Source organism: Neglectibacter caecimuris (genome assembly GCF_034335015.1).
Taxonomy (GTDB): Bacteria; Bacillota; Clostridia; order Oscillospirales; family Acutalibacteraceae; genus Acutalibacter; species Acutalibacter caecimuris_A.
This window is the reverse complement of the sequence record NZ_JAWXXK010000003.1, coordinates 51,855-73,098: the sequence shown is the minus strand read 5'-3', so window position 1 is coordinate 73,098 and position 21,244 is coordinate 51,855. Positions and strand designations below refer to the sequence as shown.

Here is a 21,244-nt window from a genome sequence, read left to right as displayed (position 1 = left end):
CCGCAAGCTATAATTTACTGTCCTACCCCTGCTCTTTCTTTACAATGCGCTATTCAATAGTCACCGTCCAGCCTTTACTTTTTCATAGCGGCTTCCACGTCCTCCAGCTTCCGGGGAATGGCCCCGGTCAGGTTTTCACAGCCGGTTTCCGTTACATGGCAGTTATCCTCCAGACGGAATCCGATGCCGCTTTCCTCATCGTAAATGCCGATATCCACGCAGAAAACCATGCCGGCGGAAACGGGGCGGGTCATATCCACCTCGTCATGCACGTCATAGCCGATATGGTGGGCGCCGCCGTGCCACATGTATTTGCCGATCTCGTCGAAGGAAGAGAGCTTTCCGAGCTTTTTCAGCTGCTCATAGCAGAATTCCCGGGCGGTTTGATCTACCGAAGCCATGGGCATGCCGGGTTTGATGATGGAGAACATGTACTCCGAAGTGTTGTAAGCGCATTCATAAAGCGCCGCCTGCTCCTTTGTGAATTTTCCGTTGCAGGGCCAGGCCCGGGAAACATCGTTCACCTCATTATCCCACCAGGCACCCACATCGTTCAGGATCAGGTCGCCGTCCTGAGCCTGGCCCATATAGCTGTCGTAATGAATGCAGAAGTTGTTTTGCCCGGCGGAAATAATGGAATGGAAGGCAGGGGTCAGCACGCCGCACTTTGCCAGAGCATAGTCAAATTCCGCCTTGTATTCGTATTCGTACATGCCGGGCCGGGAAGCCTTCATCATCGCCAAAATCCCTTCACCGGTAATGACGGCGGCCTTTTTCATGGCCTCGATCTCACAGGGCTTTTTGATGGTGCGGATCCTCCGCATCAAAGGCATTACGTCTTTTATCTGCACCCCAGGGTATTTAGAGGCCGCATCCCGCGCGAAGCGGTGGGAAAGAGTAAGGGGCTCATCGGCCGTGTTCAGGAACAGATCCAGCCAAAGCGTTTCATAAGCGCCCGAGGTGGCGGCCCGGCGGAGATCCTCTTCAAAATTCTCCACCATGCGAACGGTTTCCAGGCCGGACTGTAATTTTACCTCCTCCACTGTAGGGCGGCGCCCCGTCCAGCGTTCTTTCAGTAGATCATGGGGCAGAATGTACAGGGATTCCCGCACCGTGCCGTTCTGCTTTTGCAGCAGGAGAACAAGCCCGTGAAAATTCACGCCGGTCAGATAAAGAAAATTCCGGCTGCAAAAAAAGGGATAGTAGGCGTCGGCAGACTGCCGTGGCGCTTCCCCGGAGAAAAGCACAGTCAGGGAATTTTCCGGCAGAGCATTCAAAAGCGCCCTGCGGTTTTCCATATGAAATGAAGCATTCATAAAAAGGCTCCTTTCTGCGGCATAAAGCCGTTTTCAGTGATTTTTCTCTTTCATTATAGGCCCGCTGTGTTGCCGATGCAAGGCTCGATCTGAAGAAAAAAGGAAAATTTTCATTTTTTCCTTGACAACCGCCACTTTTTGGATATAATATATATTGCTGTTCAAACAGCGGCATAAAGCGGTATTGTGTAATGGTAGCACAGCAGACTCTGACTCTGTTTGTCTGGGTTCAAATCCTGGTACCGCTGCCAAAACAGCCTCGGCAGCAAATTTGTTCCGAGGCTGTTTTTTACGAGGTGTAGCGCAGTTGGTAGCGCGCCACGTTCGGGACGTGGAGGCCGCGAGTTCGAGTCTCGCCACTTCGACCAAGTAGAAGAGCCGGCCCATAAGGGTCGGTTCTTCTGCTTTTCTAAACGAGACTCGAACTCGGGAGAGTCCGAGCGTAAAGGAAAATATGCCGGTGGCATATTTCCAGCGAGGAGCGGCGCAGGGCGGTACCCCAGGGCGTAAGCACTGGGGTGTCCAAGCCATCAGGCGCAGACTGCGCCTGGTCGAGTCTCGCCACTTCGACCACACCTGCGGTGAGTAAGTCGCAAACCGCAGGTGTTTTCTATGTTTTCAGCGAGCGACCCGCGCCGAAATATCTGTTTTGCGGTAGTGTCACATCTGAGAAACCGCAGTATCTAGCCAAAACGGCTTGGTACTGCGGCTTTTTCATTTTCTTTCCGGACTGGAGCGGACTGTTTTTCCCGATTCAGGTGTTTTTATGTGGACTAAATGAGGACTAAAAGCACAGTATGGCTTAAGGAAAAGGTGAAGGCCAATTTTGGACTGCCTGCGTTTTTTTCCTCGGTATTTCGGCGGGCGGCCGGTTTTTCGCTTTACAGTCCCGTGCCGTCTACGCCATATACGGCTTGTTCGTGTGTAAAGCCTTCATATTCCAGCTGATCGATCAAGCCTTCATAGGAAAAAGCGGTATAGTTCAGATAAGATTTTGCTGTTCGAAGGGCATTGCTTTGACCGGCGGTTACTTTCGGCGTGGGTTCCGGTATGGGGGTAGGAACCGGGGCAGGCGTGGGCTCGGGGGTAGGGGTAGGAGTGGCAAACAGCTTCTCTTCCGCGTCTTTCAGTTAAGGTCCCAAGCTGGAAATTTCTTTCTGCAGGGAAGATACCTTGGATTCCAGTTCAAGCTTTTCATCCAGAACCTTTTGGCGCGTTGCTTCTGAGATACCGGAAGAACAGGCAGACATGTTAGTACAAATGGCCGCTGTCAAAAGAACAGCCGCAATTCCTTTTTTTATTTTTCACAGTCCTTTCTTGCTTTTTTACCGTCAAATACCAGCATTCCTCATTTGCTGCCGCTTGAGCTTATATGAGTATTTTTCGTTGCGATTTTCAGCAATAGAATTTGACAGCTTCTGCTTTTGGTCATATATCTGATAATAAAGTAGCTCAATAAAAATGATTTAAAAATATCCAAGCAGATTGATCAGGCATACTTTTGAGCGCCGTCGCGCTTGCGTGATGAAGGTCTAATGCGTTAGGCGTTCTTTGGAGGCGCCGGCAGGAAAAATTTGACGCTCCGGTGCGATATGGCGCGGCTTTGCTTGACAAGGATGGACACGGTTTTGCGGGCCGTCCGGTGAGAAAAACCGTCAGTACATCCTTTGTGACCCTTCGAGGCGCATCCGAACAGGCTTCGCAAAGCTGCTGCCATCGAAATAGAGTAAAGCAAAAAAGGAACTGCCGGCAAGATTTACGGCAGCTCCTTGGATTAGGTTCAAAGGATCTTTTTAGAGATACACCCTTCGGTGAATGAAATGGAATCGTTCTTGGAGAGAGCATTTTGCGGATAACCGCTGAATCAGCCGATCACTTTCGGCTCGCCGTCTTCCCAGGTCATATCGATCAGGGACTTCATGAAGATGCCGTATTTGGTCTCCATTTCAGCCTGAGCCTTGTCAAACTGGGTGTAGGGGTAGATCTTGGTTTTTACGTTCCGGTATTTCCAGGAGCCATTTGAGAGCATTTCCGTGGCGGCCGCCGCGCCCTTGCGGTTGAGGTGATCCTCTCTGGGGTGGGTGCTCAGACAGTCGATGGCCTTTACATTCAGCTGCTGGATATCCACCAGGCGCTTTCCGCCGGTATGATATGCTCCAATGCAAAGCTGGCCGCACTGCTGCGTGATATTGATGGCCAGATCCAGCGATTCATTGGTTTCGCCCCATTCCATGACCGCCTCAAAACCGGGGAAGCCGTTGGAGGTAGAGAATTTTTCCTTTGCCTCATCGTAGAGATACAGCTCGTCCGCACCGTAGGCTTTCGCATTTTCCAGGGATTCCGGGCGAATATCGATAGCCACCACGTAAGCGCCGCAGGCCTTCAGCAGACTGATGGCGCCACAGCCCATATAGCCGCAGCCCACTACCGCCACATGGGTACCGGGAACCGTTGTTCTCACCTTGCTGACAGCACTCATAATGCAGGCCAGAGGCTCCAATACAGCTTCCTCGTCCGTCAGATTATCCGGAAGCTTTATTACAATATCTTTACGGGGGTCCGCCACATTGTACTCGACCATGCCGCCGGAGCCCGGCAGGGAACCGCCCCACAGACCGCTAATCCGGTCTCCTTTTTGAAAGCCGGTAACATTTTTACCGACTTCCTCCACATATCCCATGGGTTCATGGCCGAAAGCGGCGCCGGGGTTTGCCACGCTCCAGTCATAGTGCTCGGACATGCACACGCCCACATATTTTGTTTTGATCAGGATTTGATCGTCGTTGATGACCGGCAGAGCGACCTCCCGGACTTCGCTGGTTTTCGGGCCGGTGGAAATGATCGATTTCATAAAGGATCCCTCCCTGAAACATATTTTTTCTGAGTTTTATTGTACAGGCCAGAGAACAAAGAAGTTAGGAATTTTCCGACACGCCAGGTGGATTATTCCGAACTTTTTGATATTGCAGGGGGGAAAGGCCCGTCAGCTTTTTGAATACGCGACTGAAGTAGTGGGCGTCGTAAAAGCCGCAGGACAGCGCCACCTGTGAAATGGGGGATCCGGCATTTGCTCCCAGCAGGCTTTTTGCGGCTTCAATTCTTTGCTTTACCAAATAATCGTGAGGTGTGATGTGGAATTCTTTTTGGAAAAGCTTCCGGGAATAATCTTCACAGACCGGCAGCTTTTCCAAAATGCTCGCCATGGTAAATTCCGGATCTGTAAAATTCTCGATGATCCCCCGCTGGAGCTCCAGGGCATAAGGGTGGATATTCCGTGTTTGAAACCGGGCGGACAACAGCTGTACCAGCGCCTGAAACAGGCTTTCCGTGGCGGGGCTGATGGTTTGAGAATCGCGGTAATAATAGTAGTAAATCAACCGGAAAATATTTTCCAGACTTTTGAATTCATCGTCCTGTGCCGTCAGGGCCTTTTTTCCGTAAAAGCATTGAGCGTCTGTGGTCGTAATATAGATGTCCTCAAATTTCTGAGCGGCCTGCTTTTCATGAAAGACCCCGGGCGGAACGCAGAGGATCGATCCAGGAGAAAAAAGGTGCGTTTCATCGCCTACACGGTCATAGCCTTCTCCTGAAATATTGAGAATGATCTCCCAGCCCTCGTGGGTGTGCTTGTGAAAATCGGCAAGGGGCGCAAGCGTTTTTCCTAATACCAAGTGTTTCAACAAACTGCCCTCTTTCTGCTACAAAGCGCTGATGGTCCCGGTCTCTTCGATCTCTGTGATCTCATCGATCCGAACCTGATGTCTGCCACCTTCGTACTCTCCCTCCAGCCAGCTTTTTACGATCATCAGGCCCAGGTCTCTTCCCACCACCCGGGAACCCATGGAAAGCATGTTGGTGTTGTTGTGCTGCCTGGAAAGCAGGGCAGAGTAGCAATCGGAGCACACGACACAGCGGATGCCCTTCACCTTGTTGGCCGCAATGGAGATCCCGATCCCTGTTCCACAGCACAAAATGCCCATTTTACATTCGCCTCCGGCCACGGCATTGGCGGCTTTTAAGGCATACTCCGGGTAATTGCAGCGCTCTGTGGTATAGGTGCCGTAATCCCGATATTCCAGCTTCTGTTCTTCCAAATATTCGATAATAGCTTTCTTCAGCTCAATTCCAATATGGTCACTGGCAAGTGCGATCATACATTTCTCTCCGTTTCTGAGTTTAGGCAGCACCGCACAAAGATTGTGCGCAAGAAGTTGCACATCAGATTTTTCATCAGAGTGCATAGATTGAGTGCGGTCAATCAGACCATTTATGGTCTTGCGATTCGACAAGTGAAAGCTGTGTTCTATGACGGAAAATCTGCAAGCAAATTGTGTACAAAGGCCTCTGGCCGGTTTTTGTGCGGGGTTGCCTATAGTCTTTCTCGGGCATACAGAGCGCTGCCGTAGATCCCGTTTTCACCCTGGTTGTCGGAATAGACAATGTGCAGGTTATCTGCGGGGAGGGGCTTACGGCTGTGCTTATAGATGTATTTTTCCAAACGCTCCTTGGGGAAATCCGCCATGGACAGTACACCGCCGCCCAGCAGGATCACCGCGGGGTTCAGAATATTGATCTCTGTGGCGATGGGCAGGGACAGGTGCTCTAAATACCGGTCGATTTCCGGCGTGCTGCCCTTTTTCGAGAACAGCTGGCTGATTTCCACGTCGGAAAAGGTGGATTTTTGCAGCTCTACCAAATATTTTCCACCTACATGGCTTTCCATGCAGCCTTCGTTTCCGCAGCCGCAAAGATCAGTCTTGTCCCATACCGGGATATGCCCCAGCTCGCCTGCCGCTCCGTCATTTCCCACCAGGAGGCTTCCGTTTACTGAAATCACATTTCCAAGTCCTGTTCCGATATAGCAGCCTATAAGAATGTCCCGGTGAGGAATCTGAAAGCGGTACAGGTCATAATAAAACAGCATGGTAACGTCCCGTTCCAGGAAAATGGGGAAGGGGAAATGTGGCTTTAGGGCTTCCAGCACGTTTTTACCGCTGAAGCCCCTGATATTCGGGGCGTTCCACACAGTGGAGCGGTCCCGGCTCATGGCCGCCGGAATTCCCGCCGCTATCGCTACCACTTCTTTTCCTTCCGCGCGGTCCTTCAAATACTGCTTCAAATACTCCGCAAGGCTTTTTAAGGTGTCTTCCCCCTGTAAGATCTCTTCCTGGGGTATTTTTCGATAACCGGAAAGCTGGTTTTTCTCGTCTACCAGCCCCAGACGGATATTGGTCCCGCCAATGTCGACGCCCAGCACATAAGTGTGTTTTTCCATAATGCCCTCCTTTAGCCCTGTTTCAAGCGGGGCAGGATCGCTTCGTATCCCTCCGGCTTGCCGAACAGAGCGGAGGTACCCAGCACAAATGCGTCAACGCCTATTTCGGAAAGCTCCTGGATCTTTTGGGGAGAAATAGCGCCGTCCACCATCAGCCGGAACCCATACTCCTCTTTCAGGGCTGCCAAGCTCTGAAGCTTTCTGTCGGTAAATTCCAAATATTTCTGCCCGGCAAAGCCTGGGTTTACCGTCATGGCCAAAACATAATTGGCCAGGGGCAAAAGCTCCCGCACAGTTTCCACGCTGGTGCCGGGGTTCAGGGCGATTCCCGCCTTTTTCCCCAGCTTGCGGATCTTATCCAGCGTTCTGGCAGGATGAAGGTCCGCTTCCTGGTGAAAGGTGATAACGTCCGCGCCCAATTCCGCAAACAGCTCCACGTAATTTCCTGGATCGTCGATCATCAGGTGAACGTCCAGAGGTTTTTTGGTCAGTTCACGAATACATGCCACGTCCTGAAGCCCCATGCCGAAATTCGGCACAAACCTGCCGTCCATGATATCAATATGAAACAGATCGGCGCCTGCCCGATCCAGCGCTTCCACCTCCTGCCGCAAGCATTTGTAATCCGCGCACATCATGGAGGGGCAGAGAAGTTTTTCCCGCATACAGCTGCACTCCTTTCCATAATATTTCCTTTGAGTAAACGTTTTCTCTAAAGCGCATTATGACAGGTTTCCTTCCGCTTGTCAATTTCCACTTCAAAAATAGGCGTTTCGCACAAGAAACACAACAAATTCTTGTTGCCATTACCATTTTAATTTTGAAAAGGAAAAGATTTACAAAGCATGAAAGCCGTGCTATAATGGGTAACAAATGGGTAACGATTGGTTTGAAACGGGGTGAAGCTTTGCGAAGCCAAAAGAAGGTTTCCATTAAGGACATTGCCCGGCTCAGCGGCGTGTCGGTGGCCACGGTTTCCCGGGTGATCAACCGCAACGGACGGTTTTCAGAGGAGACCCGGAAGCGGGTAGAGGCTGTTATTCAAGAATATCACTATACTACCGATATGACGGGAAAAAGCCTGCGGGAGAACAGAACCCATACTATTGGGGTGATCGTTCCGGATATTACCAACGAGCTCTTCGCGACAATCGTTTTGGAGCTGGAAAAATATTTTTTCGACCAGGGCTATTCTGTGCTCATCTGCAATACCAATGAAGAGGATAAAAAGGAAGCCGCCTATTTCAAGATACTGGAATCCAAGTCTGTCGATGGGATCATCTGTATTTCCGGCAGCGAGGATCTGCCGGAGCACATCGTTTCCAGCGGCATCCCCATCGTCTGTATCGACCGCAAGCCCAAGGGGAAAAGCGATGCTGTCTATGTGGAGTCTGACCATTATCTGGGTGGTTATATCGCTACAGAAACGCTGATCAGGAAGGGCTGTAAAAACATTTTGATCCTCTCTAGGCAACGAGCCTTGTCAGTGAACACCCAGCGGCTCAGCGGCTATTTGGACGCCTTGAAGGATTACGGCATGCCGACCCTTCCGGAGCAGATCGTGGGCTTAAGCGACGACGCCCCCAATTTCCAGGGAGCAAAGGATCGAGTTTTTTACATGGCGAAAAAAGGCCTTTCCTTCGATGGGATCTTTGCCACAAACGACTGGCGGGCCTATGGCGCGCTGGTGGCTTTGCAGCAAAATCACATTGCCGTTCCCGAACAGGTGAAAATCGTGGGCTTTGACGGCAGCTCTGTTTCCGAATACTGCTATCCGGCAATCACCACCATTCAGCAGAACAAAAGGGAACTGGCCCTGCGGGCGTCCCAGGCGCTGTTGGATCAAATGGAGGGAAAGCCCGCAGCGGAGAGTCGGATCGTTTTACCGGTGGCGCTGATTGAGCGGGGAACCACCTGAATAATAGGGAGCAAGACTGCTGAAAGGGAGTTTTCCGTATACGAAACCATACCCTTTTTGGCAGAAAGATTCCTGCTGCGAGCAGAGCTTTTCTCTTTTCTGTTCCCCTGTATTGCAGCGCCGTGAAATTACTCCGGAGAAACAAATCACAGACCTCTTGATTTTAGGAAAAAGGTATGTTAACATAATACTGCTTTTTTTGCCTTTATTTTACAAATTGCAAAGGAGAGTAAGGATTCATGAAGAGGCTCTTAAGTATCTTGCTTGTTTGTTGCATGGCAGTCAGTGTGTTTTCAACCACCGCTGCCGCCGCGTCTAATGAGCTGGACGCGCCGGGATTTTTTGATGGGATCGAGGAGGAAGCTCCTCGCGCCGATCTCTCAGAACCAGATTTGGGAAATGAGCTTGTGCTGAACATGTATCGGTCCTGGAACACCGAGACCGTATATGAAGTGGAAGTACGGGCGGAAGATGGTTCTGTGGTCACAGGTTCTCTGGACGCGTTTGCCGGCGCACGGTCGCTTGATGATGAGACGAGTCAGGCTTCTCTGACGCTGACCGGAATTCCTGACGGCGTAAATACCGTTACAGTAACAGCGCCGTACCATATTCCCTATGTACAGGAAGTAGAATTTGACCACTCCAATGTCATTCTCAATCTGAGCAACAACCACGCTCTGAATGAGGATAACGGCAAGTTTGGCATCATACCTGCCGGCGATATCAACAATGATGGCCGGATCGATGATACCGATGCGGAAACGGTGTTGGATTCATCGATCGATTTGACAGGCGATGGCAAGGTCGACCTGAAGGATCTGGCCGTGGTAGTCAGAAATGAGGACGTGATTGTTCCTGCGCCTGTTGTTACCTATACAACGCCTGAAATTGAGCTGGGGGAGAATACCATTGTGGAGCAGGCCCCCACAGAGAAAAGCTTTACGATCTATCGTGAAGATTCGGCGGTGATTACAGAGGAAAATCCTGTTGTAGTGGATCTGGTTCCTCCGAAAAACAGTGATACCGGTGTTGCCGGTATTGTGATCGGTGCGCCCGCAGAGGCTGGAAACACTATTACAGAGGGTGTTATTGAGGTTACCGGAGAGGACGGCGCAATATATACCTATCCTATTCCGGGCAGTGTTTCTGCGCGGCAGTCGACTCGTGCGTCTGTTTCCCGTACGGTGGGCCTTCACGCAGTGAATTCTCTGGACACAGGTGTTCGGGAGGCTGCTCCTGAGGAGATCACTCGGGAGGAAGATGGTACCATTGTCATCGATTTCGGAAACCGTGTCGTGATCAAAAAGGTGACGATCCGCGCTACCGGAACAGAGTCCGGCGGTGCTCTGGCCGAAATCGCCAAGGTTGAATTTTTCCAAAACTTTGAAGATCGTATTCCCGAACCGAAGCTGGATATTCCGGAGGTCGTTTCTGTTTCCAACACAGAAGCCGATGGCCAGGGATACAGGGCTCTGACCATCAGCTGGACTCCCCAGCAGAATGTTACCGGATATGAAGTATCTGTTTCCGGCGAAGGGTACAATAAGACCGCTGTCACCGCCAATACCAGACACACCTTCCAGGGAGATTCCTTCAACGGCACTGTCAAGGCGTTTAAGACCTATGCCGTGCGGGTCCGCTCTGTGAATGGAGACTGGAAAAGCGGCTGGTCTGAGGTTTGGAACCATGAGGTCACCTGTACAAAGGTCCCTCCCGCGCCGGAGTATGTAAATGTGGTAGCCGGTGTGAAGCAGCTAAAGGTTTCCTGGAGATGTAAGTTTGACGCGGAGACCTTCTCTGTGTTCTATAAGAAAACCTCTGAATCATCTTTTACCGAGGTGCCGAATATCACAGGCCAGAGCTATACCCTGACAGGCCTTGAGGGCGGCGTGGAGTACACGGTCTATGTTGTGGCCCATAACCGCAACGGCAGCAGCGGCAAATCTAAAAATGCCGTCGGCTTGCCCATGACGCCGGAGGGGGTCGATTTTCCGCAGTATAAGCTTTTTGGGCAAGATGTGATCAAAAGCGTGTCCGGCAACGCGAATAAGAGCTATACAATTTACAGAGCTGACGGCAGCACGGTATCAAACGGTTCCGCTACGGCGGAAGACTGGAAGGTGCTGCTGGACGACGACCCGAATACTTATGTTTTGATCCCCGACTGGGACAGCGGCGTTGATTATGAAAACTTCCGCGGCCCCATTGTGGAATTAAACGAGCGGCGCACGCTGGATACGATCCGCATTTCTCCCAGCCAGACCGCCAGTGTTCATATGAATACTGTTCGCATTCGGTATCGGGACGAAAACGGCGAGATGAAAACCATCGGCACTAAGTTCTTTAACAGAACCGATAAGCAGAACAGACGGTATTACGAGGCTGTTTTTGAATCGCCAATCACAACGGACTATCTGGAGGTTCGCACCTCTACCAGATACGGCGCCAGCCAAAATTACACGTTGTGCGAGCTCAAGCTTTATGATTACGATGATCTGGAAGCGAAGGTGGAAGCGCTGTTCGCCGATGTATCCCATTCCAGATTGAACGAGGACGTAACAGAGGAAAGTATTCAAGCGCTGATCGACCGGGTGAACACGCTGGATCCGGAAAGCGGCGAGTATCACCCGCATAGGGAAACCATTCTGAACGATCTGAATTACGCCATGCAGATCCTGAAGGACGGCCAGGCCAGCGATCCGATTTTGGTGGATAATCAGATCACCGCCGCGAAGGGCCCGGCCTCCGGCTTTGCCCAGGCCTTGTCCGATTACCAGCCTCTCGGTTATACCGCCAAGGCCGGCAGCACGGTGATTTTGTATGTGGAAGACCTGAAGGGCGCAGCGGCCCAGGGCAGCAATGTGAACCTTCAGCTGGTGGCCACACAGGTTCACCCCGAGGTGGCGGCCTGGCAGTCAAGCGCCGTGCAGCTGAAGGCCGGGCGGAATGAGGTCACGGTACCGAGAATCGGCTCTTATGCGAAGGAAGCCGGAGGTTCCCTGTATTTGCGCTATACGGGGGAGAAGGGGGCAAAGGAGTATGCCGTTCGTGTGATCGGCGGCACCAGGATCCCCGTTTTGAATTTGGACGGCGTGACCGGCAGCGAGCGTACCGCCCGGATCGAGGCATATGTGGAAGAACTGGGAGCCTATGCGGGCTCAGTGAGCGCACTGCATGAAAGCACCCATTCTGATATTGGCTATGCGTATCAGGCCAATGAGTGCTTCCTGAACGTGACCGAGATCACCATGGAAAACATGATGTTCAGCGTGCCTGCCACCCAGGTGTGGGCCGCCATTTCCGCCAACCCCACCGCGAAGCTTGCGAATTCCATCGCGGCGATGGAGCAGGAGATCGATTACTTCTATCAGTTCAAGGGTTTGAATAAGGCGGCGACAGATGCGGATGCCTATCCGAATACACGCTTGAATATTCGGTATCACCAGATGTTCACCGGCGCGTTTATGTATGCCGGCGGCAAGCATATCGGCATCGAATGGGGCAGCGTCGGCGGACTGTTCCAAACAAATCCCATTACCACGGACGAAAACGGGAAGAAGACCGGCGGCAATTATTCCGGCTGGGGCGTTGCCCATGAGATCGGCCACTGCATCAACGCCGCTTCTTATCAGCGGGTGGAAGTTACAAACAATATATTCGCGCAGCTGGCCCAGACCGATGAAACAAACGCCACCGCCCGCCCGCAGCCAAACAATATCTATAAGGCTGTTGTGACCGGCACGACCGGGCATACCGGAAACCTCGCCACACAGCTGGGCATGTATTGGCAGCTGCACCTTGCCTATGATAACGACTATTCCTTTAAGGTGTACGACAGCATTGAGGCCCAGCAGGCCGGCCTGTTCTATGCTCGTGCGGAATCCTATCTGCGCACGCCCGGCAAGGCAAAATATCCTCTGACCACCACCTCCGGCGACCAGGGCTTTATGCAGGCCGTTTGCGCGGCAGCCGAGCGGGACGTTCTGGACTTCTTCCGCGCCTGGGGCATCATTCCCAATCAGGCCACGGAGGCCTATGCGGCCCAGTATGCGAAGGAGACCCGTAAGATCCAGTATCTGGACGATAACAGCCGCCTCTACAGGCTGGAAAACAAGCCCGGCATGTCAAGCGGCACTACTGTAACAGCCGCGATCACAACACCGATCTTGAATTCTCAAATCAACAGCAGCAGGGTCACGATTTCCCTGAGCAACAGCAATACCAATGAGAATGCCATGCTCGGTTATGAGATTTCCCGCAACGGGAAAACGGTTGCGTTTGTTCCCGCTGGTGAAGCAAGCTATACGGATGTTGTAACCACCGAAAACAACCGTTCCTTCGTCTATACCGTGACCGGGATCGACCGGCTGCTGAATGAAACGGAGACCGTTGTTCTCGATGAAGTGAAGATTTCCCATGACGGGGCTATCGATAAGACCGGCTGGTCAGTAACAACGAACATGACTTCCGCCGACGATGAAGTTCTGGAGTATGATCCTGAGAATAGCATGGGGCATGAGGCTGAGTCCGTGTCCGCCATCGCCCGCGCCATCGACAATGATGTAAGCACTGTGTATTACGGCACAAAGCCTGCGGATTCCGGCAGCGCGGTTCGCCCCCAGATCATTCTCGACCTGGGTGGCGTCAAGCAGGTCACCGCTTTGAAATTCACACCGGATCAGGGTGAGCATTCCAATTATCGCCTGTTTGGTTATAAAGTTGAAATCAGTACGGACAACGCCACCTGGACGACCGTGAAAGAAGGCGATTGCTATACCGGCAGCGCCAGCAGGCCTGAAAGCTGGGTAAAGCAGGAAGATATCATCTACAACGCAGATGGCTCCTATACCTTGTATTTCAACAAAAAGGCCGAAGACGGCTCCATGGATCCCTACATGTACACCTATGACGCGGCGTTTGTGCGGCTCACCGCCACCAATATGTCGTCTCTCGGCGTTGCGGAGCTGGATATTCTCGGGCCCACCAATGACAATGTTGATTTGAAGCCCGAAGGCTATGGCAGGCTGAAGGAAGATTTTGTAACGGACGGTCAGGTTGCTTTGACGAAGGGTTCCATCATTTTCTATGGCGATTATAAGGGCGATCCGTCTTACAGCGTTGTGCTCCTGAAGGATCAGAACGGCCGTATTATCAACGGTGAGCAGCTTATTCTTGCCAGCGTGACAGAGACCGGATACCTTGGCGAAACCAGCGACGGCCGCTGGGTCTACAGCGTGCAGGAAGCGGATCTGACCGGCGTTACCGATGTGATCGCCGAGCTGTACCGCGTGCAGGACGCCCTTACGATGGTGGGCCAGCGACTGACCAGTACCTCTCTGCATATGACCCTGCCCGATACCTGCCCCGATGTGATCCTCGACAGCAACACAGAGCATGTTGCCGCTCGTGTGGCCGATGCGGGTCGTGCGGTGGTACTCGATGATATTGCCGCTGAGATCACCGCCGGTGAAGCGCAGACTACTGCCCTGGCCTATGGCGACACAGGCAGCACTGAAGGGGAGATCATTGGCCGCGTGAAGCTGACCGCAGGCGAAGGCACAGTGGATTTCGAAGCCATGCGCCAGGGAACCTCCATCGCCATGCAGGTGGAGTTTACCGGGATCCCGAAAAATATGCTGATCGAGGGCTTTGCGGGAGATGAGAAGGTGTTCAGAACCTCCCGCTATGATTCCGAAACCGGCGTCCTTCGGCTGTACGGCGTAAAGCGCTCCGGCACTTACAACGGAGGCCTCTTTGCCGGGCGGATCGCCGGGCTGGCGGAAGGCACCACGGTAACGGCTGTGGCTTCCGATCTGTTTGCCACTTCTTCGCCTCTTCAGGTGGATAACGATATCAAATGTGAGATTACCCTTACGGCCGGCAGCAAGCCCGGCACAGGTGAAGAGACCCCCGGAACGGACGAAGAGCTTCCAGGCGAGGAAGGGAAGCTTCCCGCGTTTACCGATGTACCGGCAAACGCCTGGTATCTGGAGGATCTGAAGTGGGCTTATGCCAACGGCGTGATGTACGGCACCTCTGAGACAAGGTTCAGCCCAAATGCGGCCATGACCAGAGGTATGCTGGTGGCCACACTGTACCGTATGGAAAAATCCCCCGAGGTTCCGTCCTACAATCCCTTTACCGATGTGAACAGCAAAGAGTACTATGCCAACGCAGTAAAGTGGGCGTATGGAAATAAGATCGTGGCAGGCTACTCCTCTACAAAATTTGCTCCCGAGAAGCCGGTCACCAGGGAAGAGACGGTAGCGATCCTGTATCGGTACGCTCAGTACAAGAAGCGCGATACCAGCGCCTCCGCCGACCTTTCCGGTTATAAAGACGTAAACCGGGTGCAGGCATACGCTCTGCCCGCTATGAAGTGGGCCTGTGCCGCTGAGATTGTTCACGGCACGACCGCCACAACGCTTTCCCCCCAGGGAAAAGCCACCCGGGCAGAGGTAGTCGCTCTGCTGCACAGGTTCTAAAAAAAGCGCGGGGCCGCAATAGCCCTTGCGAGAAGAGTAAAAAGCCGCTGCAAAGTCAAGTGCTTTGCAGTGGCTTTTTCGCTTTTTAGATACCATAATACAATGAGCAATGAGGAAGGAGCTAGCGGCGAGGCGCCGCGTCCACTCGTGCCCCTGCTCGGTGCAGGAAAATGATTTCTGACCCGACCGCAGGGAAACCGCTAAATTCCAATTTATTGTACTAACTGCCCTCTTTGTCATCCTGAGCGGAGCGAAGGATCTCGTCCTTGTTTTCTGGGAAAAGAGCCAAAGGGCGAGATTCTTCACTTCGTTCAGAATGACAGGAGGGAGGTGAGTGGATAACCTCTAAATTCCAATTTATCTGCTTACTAACAGTCGGGTCAGGGATTAACTTCCCGCACCAAGCTGCTTCACGAGTTGGTGCAGCGGCACGCTGCAAATTCCAATTTATCGTTCTGCCTATGGTCGGGTCAGAAACCGGTTTCCCGCACCAAGCTGCTTCACGAGTTGGTGCAGCGGCACGCTGCAAATTCCAATTTATCGTTCTGCCTATGGTCGGGTCAGAAACCGGTTTCCCGCATCAAGCAGCTTCACGAGTGGTCGCGGCGCCTCGCCGCAAAGTCTTGACAAAATCCGGAAAAATGGGTTACAATATATAGGTATGCGAAGCTTTGTGGACCACAAGAGATCCCCAAAAGAAAGCAGGGAAGAAGAAAGCTGAAGGAAAGGAAATCAGGCGCTTTATGGCAAAAAAACAGGATTACGGCAACGACAGCATTCAAAGCCTGAAGGGGGCGGACCGTGTCCGTCTGCGGCCCGCGGTCATTTTCGGCTCAGACGGTATCGACGGCTGCCAGCATTCCATTTTTGAAATACTCTCCAACTCCATCGACGAGGCCCGGCAGGGCTTCGGCAAGGAAATCACCATCACCCGGTTTTTGGATCATTCCGTTCAGGTGGAGGATCACGCCAGAGGCATTCCTGTGGATTACAATACCAAGGAAGAACGCTATAACTGGGAACTGGTGTTCTGTGAAATGTATGCCGGCGGCAAATACAATAACGATTCCGGCGAGAACTATGAGTATTCCCTGGGCCTCAACGGACTGGGCCTGTGCGCTACCCAGTACGCCTCCGAGTATATGGACGTGGATATCCGCCGGGACGGCTTCCGCTATACCCTGCATTTTGAGCGGGGCGAAAATGTGGGTGGCCTGCAAAAGGAGCCCTATGCCAAAAAGGATACCGGCTCCGTGATCAAATGGAAGCCTGACCTTCAGGTGTTTACCGATATCGCCGTAAATACGGAGTATTATCTGGATATTTTGAAGCGTCAGGCAGTGGTCAACGCCGGGATCCATTTTTATTTCCGCAATGAGACCACTCCGGGAAAGTTCGAGACCGCCGAATTCTGCTATGAAAACGGCATTCTCGATCATGCCAGGGAGTTGGCCGGGGAGGATTCCCTCACTCCGGTGCAGCTTTGGCAAAGTGAAAAAAAGGTGCAGGATCGGGAGGATCTTCCCGCCTATAACACAAAAATCAACGTGGCGGCGGCTTTTTCCAACCGTACCTGCGTAGCGGAATACTATCATAATTCCAGCTGGCTGGAGCACGGCGGCGCGCCGGACAAGGCGGTGCGAAGCGCCTTTGTAGGCCAGATCGACGCTTACCTGAAGCAGAACAACAAATACACCAAAAACGAAAGCAAGATCACCTTTCAGGACGTGGAGGACTGCCTGATCATTGTGATCTCCTCCTTTTCCACCCAAACCTCCTATGAAAACCAGACCAAGAAGGCCATCAACAACAAGGGCATTCAGGAGGCCATGACGGAGATGCTCCGCCACAATCTGGAGATCTATTTTCTGGAAAACCCCATGGACGCGGAGAAGATCGGCAACCAGGTGCTGGTCAATAAGCGCAGCCGGGAGGACGCGGAAAAGACCAGGCTGAACCTGAAAACAAAGCTCACCGGAAAAATGGATATCACCGGCAGGGTGGCAAAATTTGTGGATTGCCGCAGCCGGGACGTCAGCGAGCGGGAGCTCTTCATCGTGGAGGGCGATTCCGCTCTGGGCGCGGTGAAGCAAGCCAGAGATTCCAACTTTCAGGCCGTTATGCCCATTCGCGGTAAGATCTTAAACTGCCTGAAGGCGGATTACGACCGCATTTTCAAAAGCGAGATCATCACCGATCTCATCAAGGTGCTGGGCTGCGGCGTGCAGGTGAAAACCAAAGCCAATAAGAACCTGAACGCTTTCGATATGGAAAACCTGCGGTGGAGCAAGATCATCTTCTGCACCGACGCCGATGTGGACGGCTTCCAGATCCGGGTGCTGCTGCTGACCATGGTGTACCGCCTGGCTCCCGCTTTGATCGAGGCGGGCAAGGTGTATATTGTAGAATCGCCCCTGTATGAGATCACCACAAAGGACGAAACCTATTTTGCCTATGACGAAACCGAAAAGGCGGAGTTCCTGAAAAAGCTGGAGGGGCAGAAATATACCATTCAGCGCAGCAAGGGGCTGGGCGAGAACGAGCCGGATATGATGAATCTGACCACCATGAACCCCAAAACCCGGCGGCTCATTAAGGTGCTGCCCGGCGATGCCCAGTACGCGGCGGAAATGTTCGATATCATGCAGGGAGACAATATCCAGGGCCGTAAGGATTATATCGCCGAGCACGGCGGCGAGTATACCGATGAACTGGACGTCAGCTGAGCCGTTGTCAGTGGTAAGCGGTTAGTTGTCAGAAAGGAAAAAAGAATGGTCGAATATATGGAACAAAAAATCTCCGCTGAGGCCTTTAACGCCCTGACCGATTCGGTGGGCTGGGGAACAAGAGACGCGGCGGTGGTGGAGGAGGCCCTTGACCATACCCTTTACTCGGTCTGCGCCCTGGCGGACGGCAGGCCGGTGGGATATGCCAGGCTCATCGGCGACAAAACGATTTTCCTCTATGTGCAGGACGTAATGGTGCACCCTGATTTTCAGGGAAGAGGGATCGGTACGAGGCTTATGGAGCTGCTGGTTCAAAAGATTTTGGAGTATAAGGCTGCCAGCCCGGATTTAAGAGCCTATCTGGGCGCTTCCAGGGGGCGGGAAAGCTTTTATAGACGCTTTGGGTTTCTCACCCGCCGGGAAGCGGAGCTGGGAGAAGGCATGGTGCTGCTTTAGAAGCCGCCGATAAGCTCAGGCTGGCGGCGGCTTGCCTGTATATACTTCGCCATAGCGCACAGCTTTTCCAAAACAAAGGAGGGTCTGCAGAAATGCTTTTTACAGATTTTCAGTGGACGAGGGAGCCGGAAAGCTGCCGGATAGAAGGAGACAGCCTGGAAGTACTTACAAAGCCGCATACGGATTTATGGCAGCGTACCTATTATCACTTCCAAAATGACAACGCCCCTGTGTTTCAGATGGAAACGGAAGATCAATTTTTCAGCTTTGTGGTAAAAACGGACTTTTCCGAAAGCAATCACCGCTTTGACCAGTGCGGTATTGTCATGTATCTGGATAGCGAAAACTGGCTGAAGGCTTCCGTGGAGTACGAAAACGAGGAATATCAGCATTTGGGCAGCGTGGTGACCAATTTGGGATATTCCGACTGGGCGACTACCGCAATTCCCGCTTCCGTGAAATCCATGTGGTATCGGCTGAGCCGCAGGGAAGACGATTACTGTGTAGAGTGCTCATCGGACGGAATCAGCTTCAGCCAGATGCGGATCTGCCATATGCATAAAGGCGGCGGACTTATTCGCTTTGGCCTGTACGCCTGTTCTCCGGAGAATTCCTCCTTTCGGGCGGTGTTCTCCGAAATGCGGCTGCTGGAATGCCAATGGAAGGCCCATGACGGCCAGCCGCCGGATACGGACTGAGAAAAAGGAGAAAGACAATGCCGAAAAGAGAGAAGAAAAGCAGTGAAAAACAGCCGAAAATGAGGGGCTATATTGCCGGGGCGGGTGAGATCGTAGAGCAGGATGTGGGCGATACCGTCCGCAAAAATTTCATGCCCTATGCCATGAGCGTGATCTTAAGCCGGGCAATTCCGGAGATCGATGGCTTTAAGCCCTCCCACAGAAAGCTTCTGTACACCATGTACAAAATGGGGCTTTTGACCTCCGGCCGAACCAAAAGCGCCAATATTGTGGGTCAGACCATGAAGCTGAATCCCCATGGCGACAGCGCCATTTACGATACCATGGTGCGCCTGAGCCGGGGCTATGAAGCCCTTCTGCACCCTTTTGTGGATTCCAAGGGCAACTTCGGCAAGGCCTTCTCCCGGGATATGGCCTGGGCCGCCTCCCGGTATACGGAGGCAAAGCTGGACAGCATCTGTAAGGAGCTGTTTCAGGATATCGACAAAGACACGGTGGACTTCGCAGACAATTACGACAACACCATGAAGGAGCCCACCCTGCTGCCCGCCACCTTCCCCACGGTGCTGGTAAACGCCAACACCGGTATTGCGGTAGGTATGGCCAGCAATATCTGCCCCTTTAACCTTTCGGAGGTGTGCGCCACCACCATTGCCCTGATGCGGGATCCGGAGGCGGATCTGTTTCAAACCCTTCAGGCGCCGGATTTCCCCGGCGGCGGCCAGCTGATTTTCGACCGGGAGCAGATGGGGAAGATCTATGAAACCGGCAGAGGCAGCTTCCGGGTGCGCAGCCGCTATACCTATGACAAGGCAGAGGGCTGTATCGATGTGACGCAGATCCCCCCTTCCACCACAGTGGAGGCCATTGTGGAAAAGGTGGTGGAGCTGGTCAAGCAAAATAAACTCAAGGAGATCGCGGATATTCGGGACGAAACGGATCTGAATGGCCTGAAGATCACCATTGACCTGAAGCGGGGCGTAGACCCGGATAAGCTCATGCAGAAGCTTTTCCGGCTCACCACCCTGGAAGACAGCTTCGCCTGTAATTTCAACGTGCTTATCGGCAGCGTGCCCAAGGTGCTGGGCGTGCGGGGGCTTTTGGAGGAATGGACGGCCTTCCGGGTGGAGTGCGTTCGCCGCCGCACTTATTACGATCTGCAAAAAAAGAAGGAAAAGCTGCACCTGCTGCTGGGCCTGCAGGCCATTTTGCTGGATATTGACAAGGCGATCCGCATCGTTCGGGAAACGGAAGAGGAAAGCGAGGTTGTTCCCAACCTGATGATCGGCTTCGGCATCGACGAGGTGCAGGCCGAATACGTGGCGGAGATCCGTCTGCGCCACCTGAACCGGGAATATATCTTAAAGCGTACCGAGGAAACGGACGATCTGAAGCGGGAGATCGCCGAGCTGGAAAGCGTCCTGGGCTCCAAGGCTAAGGTGAAATCCATCATTATCCGGGAACTGGAGGAGGTAGCTAAAAAATACGGCAAGCCCCGCCGCACCATGATCCTCTACGCCGACGAGGTGGAGGAAGCGGAGCCGGAGGAGGAAGTGCCGGATTATCCCGTGAACCTGTTCTTTACGGAGGAAGGATATTTCAAAAAGATCACGCCTCTGTCCCTGCGCATGAGCGGCGAGCAGAAGCTGAAGGAGGGGGATCAGGTCACCCAGCAGCTGGAGGGCATGAACAACATGGATCTCCTGTTCTTCTCCGATCGCTCTCAGGTCTATAAAATAAAAGCATCCGATTTTTCGGACACCAAGGCAAGCGTTCTGGGCGAATATATTCCCGCCCGGGCCCAGATGGACGAGGGCGAGCGCGCCGTGTATCTGGCAGCCACCACCGATTACGCGGGCTTTGTGCTTTTCTTCTTTGAAAACGGCAAGGCCGCCAAGGTGGAAATGAGCGCATATGAAACAAAGACCAACCGGAAAAAGCTCATCAACGCCTACAGCGATAAATCGCCTCTGGTCAGCGCCCTGTATATCAGGGAGGATTGCGAGGTGCTGCTGACCGCTTCCTCCGGCAGAATGCTGCTGTTCCACACAGGACAGATCCTGCCGAAAACTACGAAAAACACCCAGGGCGTGCAGGCTATGAACCTGAAAAAAGGCCAGCGCCTGATTTCCGCCAAAGCCTATGAGGAAGGCATGCTGAAAAACCCCGCCCGGTATCAGAAAAAGCTTCCCGCCCTGGGCGCCTTGCCCAACGAAGAAGAGGCGGGAGAGCAGATGAGCCTGGGGTGAGATGAATGAGCAATGAGCAGTGAGCAGGGAGCAATTATAAAGGGCACAAGCGCTGCAAGCAACACAAGTGTTGCTGCAATGCTCGATAAAGATTGCCCGCTTACCTTCCACCTGTCATTCT

Annotated in this window: 13 protein-coding genes and 2 tRNA genes; 8 read left to right on the top strand and 7 right to left on the bottom strand. The window is 52.8% G+C overall.

Annotated elements, in window-relative coordinates:
* Positions 1 to 74: 74 nt before the first annotated feature.
* Entirely contained in the window at positions 75 to 1,316 is a 1,242-nt protein-coding gene (locus U8T64_RS03505; RefSeq protein WP_322181002.1) for an aminopeptidase P N-terminal domain-containing protein, read from the bottom strand.
* 177 nt (positions 1,317 to 1,493) lie between these two features.
* On the opposite strand from U8T64_RS03505, the gene U8T64_RS03500 reads away from it, so the two are divergent.
* Positions 1,494 to 1,567 (top strand) — tRNA-Gln (locus U8T64_RS03500).
* A 41-nt stretch (positions 1,568 to 1,608) separates the two neighbouring features.
* Positions 1,609 to 1,684, top strand: a tRNA-Pro gene (locus U8T64_RS03495).
* A 513-nt stretch (positions 1,685 to 2,197) separates the two neighbouring features.
* Here U8T64_RS03495 and U8T64_RS03490 read toward each other — a convergent pair.
* From U8T64_RS03490 to rpe, 6 genes are all read right to left on the bottom strand, one after another.
* Positions 2,198 to 2,368 carry an Ltp family lipoprotein gene (locus tag U8T64_RS03490; protein ID WP_322182011.1) on the bottom strand — a complete coding sequence of 57 codons (171 nt, stop codon included), beginning with the start codon at positions 2,366 to 2,368 and terminating at the stop codon, positions 2,198 to 2,200.
* A gap of 812 nt (positions 2,369 to 3,180) precedes the next feature.
* Entirely contained in the window at positions 3,181 to 4,167 is a 987-nt protein-coding gene (locus U8T64_RS03485) for an alcohol dehydrogenase catalytic domain-containing protein (protein ID WP_322181000.1), read from the bottom strand.
* Positions 4,168 to 4,231: 64 nt separating this feature from the next.
* Positions 4,232 to 4,996 carry a helix-turn-helix transcriptional regulator gene (locus tag U8T64_RS03480; RefSeq protein ID WP_322180998.1) on the bottom strand — a complete coding sequence of 255 codons (765 nt, stop codon included), beginning with the start codon at positions 4,994 to 4,996 and terminating at the stop codon, positions 4,232 to 4,234.
* Positions 4,997 to 5,014: 18 nt separating this feature from the next.
* Positions 5,015 to 5,470, bottom strand: coding sequence for a ribose 5-phosphate isomerase B (gene rpiB / locus U8T64_RS03475; RefSeq protein ID WP_322180996.1), 456 nt, complete (start codon positions 5,468 to 5,470; stop codon positions 5,015 to 5,017).
* 215 nt (positions 5,471 to 5,685) lie between these two features.
* The gene (gene alsK, locus U8T64_RS03470; protein WP_322180994.1) at positions 5,686 to 6,591 is read right to left on the bottom strand and encodes an allose kinase; all 906 of its coding nucleotides are present in this window, start codon (positions 6,589 to 6,591) and stop codon (positions 5,686 to 5,688) included.
* A gap of 11 nt (positions 6,592 to 6,602) precedes the next feature.
* Complete coding sequence (rpe, locus tag U8T64_RS03465) at positions 6,603 to 7,256, bottom strand: ribulose-phosphate 3-epimerase (protein WP_322180992.1); 654 nt, start codon at positions 7,254 to 7,256, stop codon at positions 6,603 to 6,605.
* A 197-nt stretch (positions 7,257 to 7,453) separates the two neighbouring features.
* On the opposite strand from rpe, the gene U8T64_RS03460 reads away from it, so the two are divergent.
* The 6 genes from U8T64_RS03460 (at position 7,454) to U8T64_RS03435 (ending at position 21,123) form a co-directional block, all read left to right on the top strand.
* A complete protein-coding gene (locus U8T64_RS03460; protein ID WP_322180990.1) occupies positions 7,454 to 8,509 on the top strand; it encodes a LacI family DNA-binding transcriptional regulator in 1,056 nt (351 codons plus the stop codon).
* A gap of 260 nt (positions 8,510 to 8,769) precedes the next feature.
* Positions 8,770 to 14,994 carry an S-layer homology domain-containing protein gene (locus U8T64_RS03455; RefSeq protein ID WP_322180989.1) on the top strand — a complete coding sequence of 2,075 codons (6,225 nt, stop codon included), beginning with the start codon at positions 8,770 to 8,772 and terminating at the stop codon, positions 14,992 to 14,994.
* Between the two features lie 743 nt (positions 14,995 to 15,737).
* Positions 15,738 to 17,720 carry a DNA gyrase/topoisomerase IV subunit B gene (locus U8T64_RS03450; protein WP_322180987.1) on the top strand — a complete coding sequence of 661 codons (1,983 nt, stop codon included), beginning with the start codon at positions 15,738 to 15,740 and terminating at the stop codon, positions 17,718 to 17,720.
* 57 nt (positions 17,721 to 17,777) lie between these two features.
* Positions 17,778 to 18,176, top strand: coding sequence for a GNAT family N-acetyltransferase (locus tag U8T64_RS03445; protein WP_322180985.1), 399 nt, complete (start codon positions 17,778 to 17,780; stop codon positions 18,174 to 18,176).
* A 92-nt stretch (positions 18,177 to 18,268) separates the two neighbouring features.
* The gene (locus U8T64_RS03440) at positions 18,269 to 18,874 is read left to right on the top strand and encodes a DUF1349 domain-containing protein (protein ID WP_322180983.1); all 606 of its coding nucleotides are present in this window, start codon (positions 18,269 to 18,271) and stop codon (positions 18,872 to 18,874) included.
* A gap of 17 nt (positions 18,875 to 18,891) precedes the next feature.
* Positions 18,892 to 21,123: a DNA gyrase subunit A gene (locus U8T64_RS03435; RefSeq protein WP_322180981.1), complete on the top strand. Its 2,232-nt coding sequence runs from the start codon at positions 18,892 to 18,894 to the stop codon at positions 21,121 to 21,123.
* Positions 21,124 to 21,244: the final 121 nt, after the last annotated feature.

Bases quoted from the DNA above. Each gene is read 5' to 3' on its own strand.
- U8T64_RS03505 (WP_322181002.1), bottom strand. From the start codon at position 1,316: ATGAATGCTTCATTTCATATGGAAAACCGCAGGGCGCTTTTGAATGCT.
- U8T64_RS03485 (WP_322181000.1), bottom strand. From the start codon at position 4,167: ATGAAATCGATCATTTCCACCGGCCCGAAAACCAGCGAAGTCCGGGAG.
- rpiB (WP_322180996.1), bottom strand. From the start codon at position 5,470: ATGATCGCACTTGCCAGTGACCATATTGGAATTGAGCTGAAGAAAGCT.
- alsK (WP_322180994.1), bottom strand. From the start codon at position 6,591: ATGGAAAAACACACTTATGTGCTGGGCGTCGACATTGGCGGGACCAAT.
- rpe (WP_322180992.1), bottom strand. From the start codon at position 7,256: ATGCGGGAAAAACTTCTCTGCCCCTCCATGATGTGCGCGGATTACAAA.
- U8T64_RS03460 (WP_322180990.1), top strand. From the start codon at position 7,454: ATGGGTAACAAATGGGTAACGATTGGTTTGAAACGGGGTGAAGCTTTG.
- U8T64_RS03450 (WP_322180987.1), top strand. From the start codon at position 15,738: ATGGCAAAAAAACAGGATTACGGCAACGACAGCATTCAAAGCCTGAAG.
- U8T64_RS03445 (WP_322180985.1), top strand. From the start codon at position 17,778: ATGGAACAAAAAATCTCCGCTGAGGCCTTTAACGCCCTGACCGATTCG.
- U8T64_RS03440 (WP_322180983.1), top strand. From the start codon at position 18,269: ATGCTTTTTACAGATTTTCAGTGGACGAGGGAGCCGGAAAGCTGCCGG.
- U8T64_RS03435 (WP_322180981.1), top strand. From the start codon at position 18,892: ATGCCGAAAAGAGAGAAGAAAAGCAGTGAAAAACAGCCGAAAATGAGG.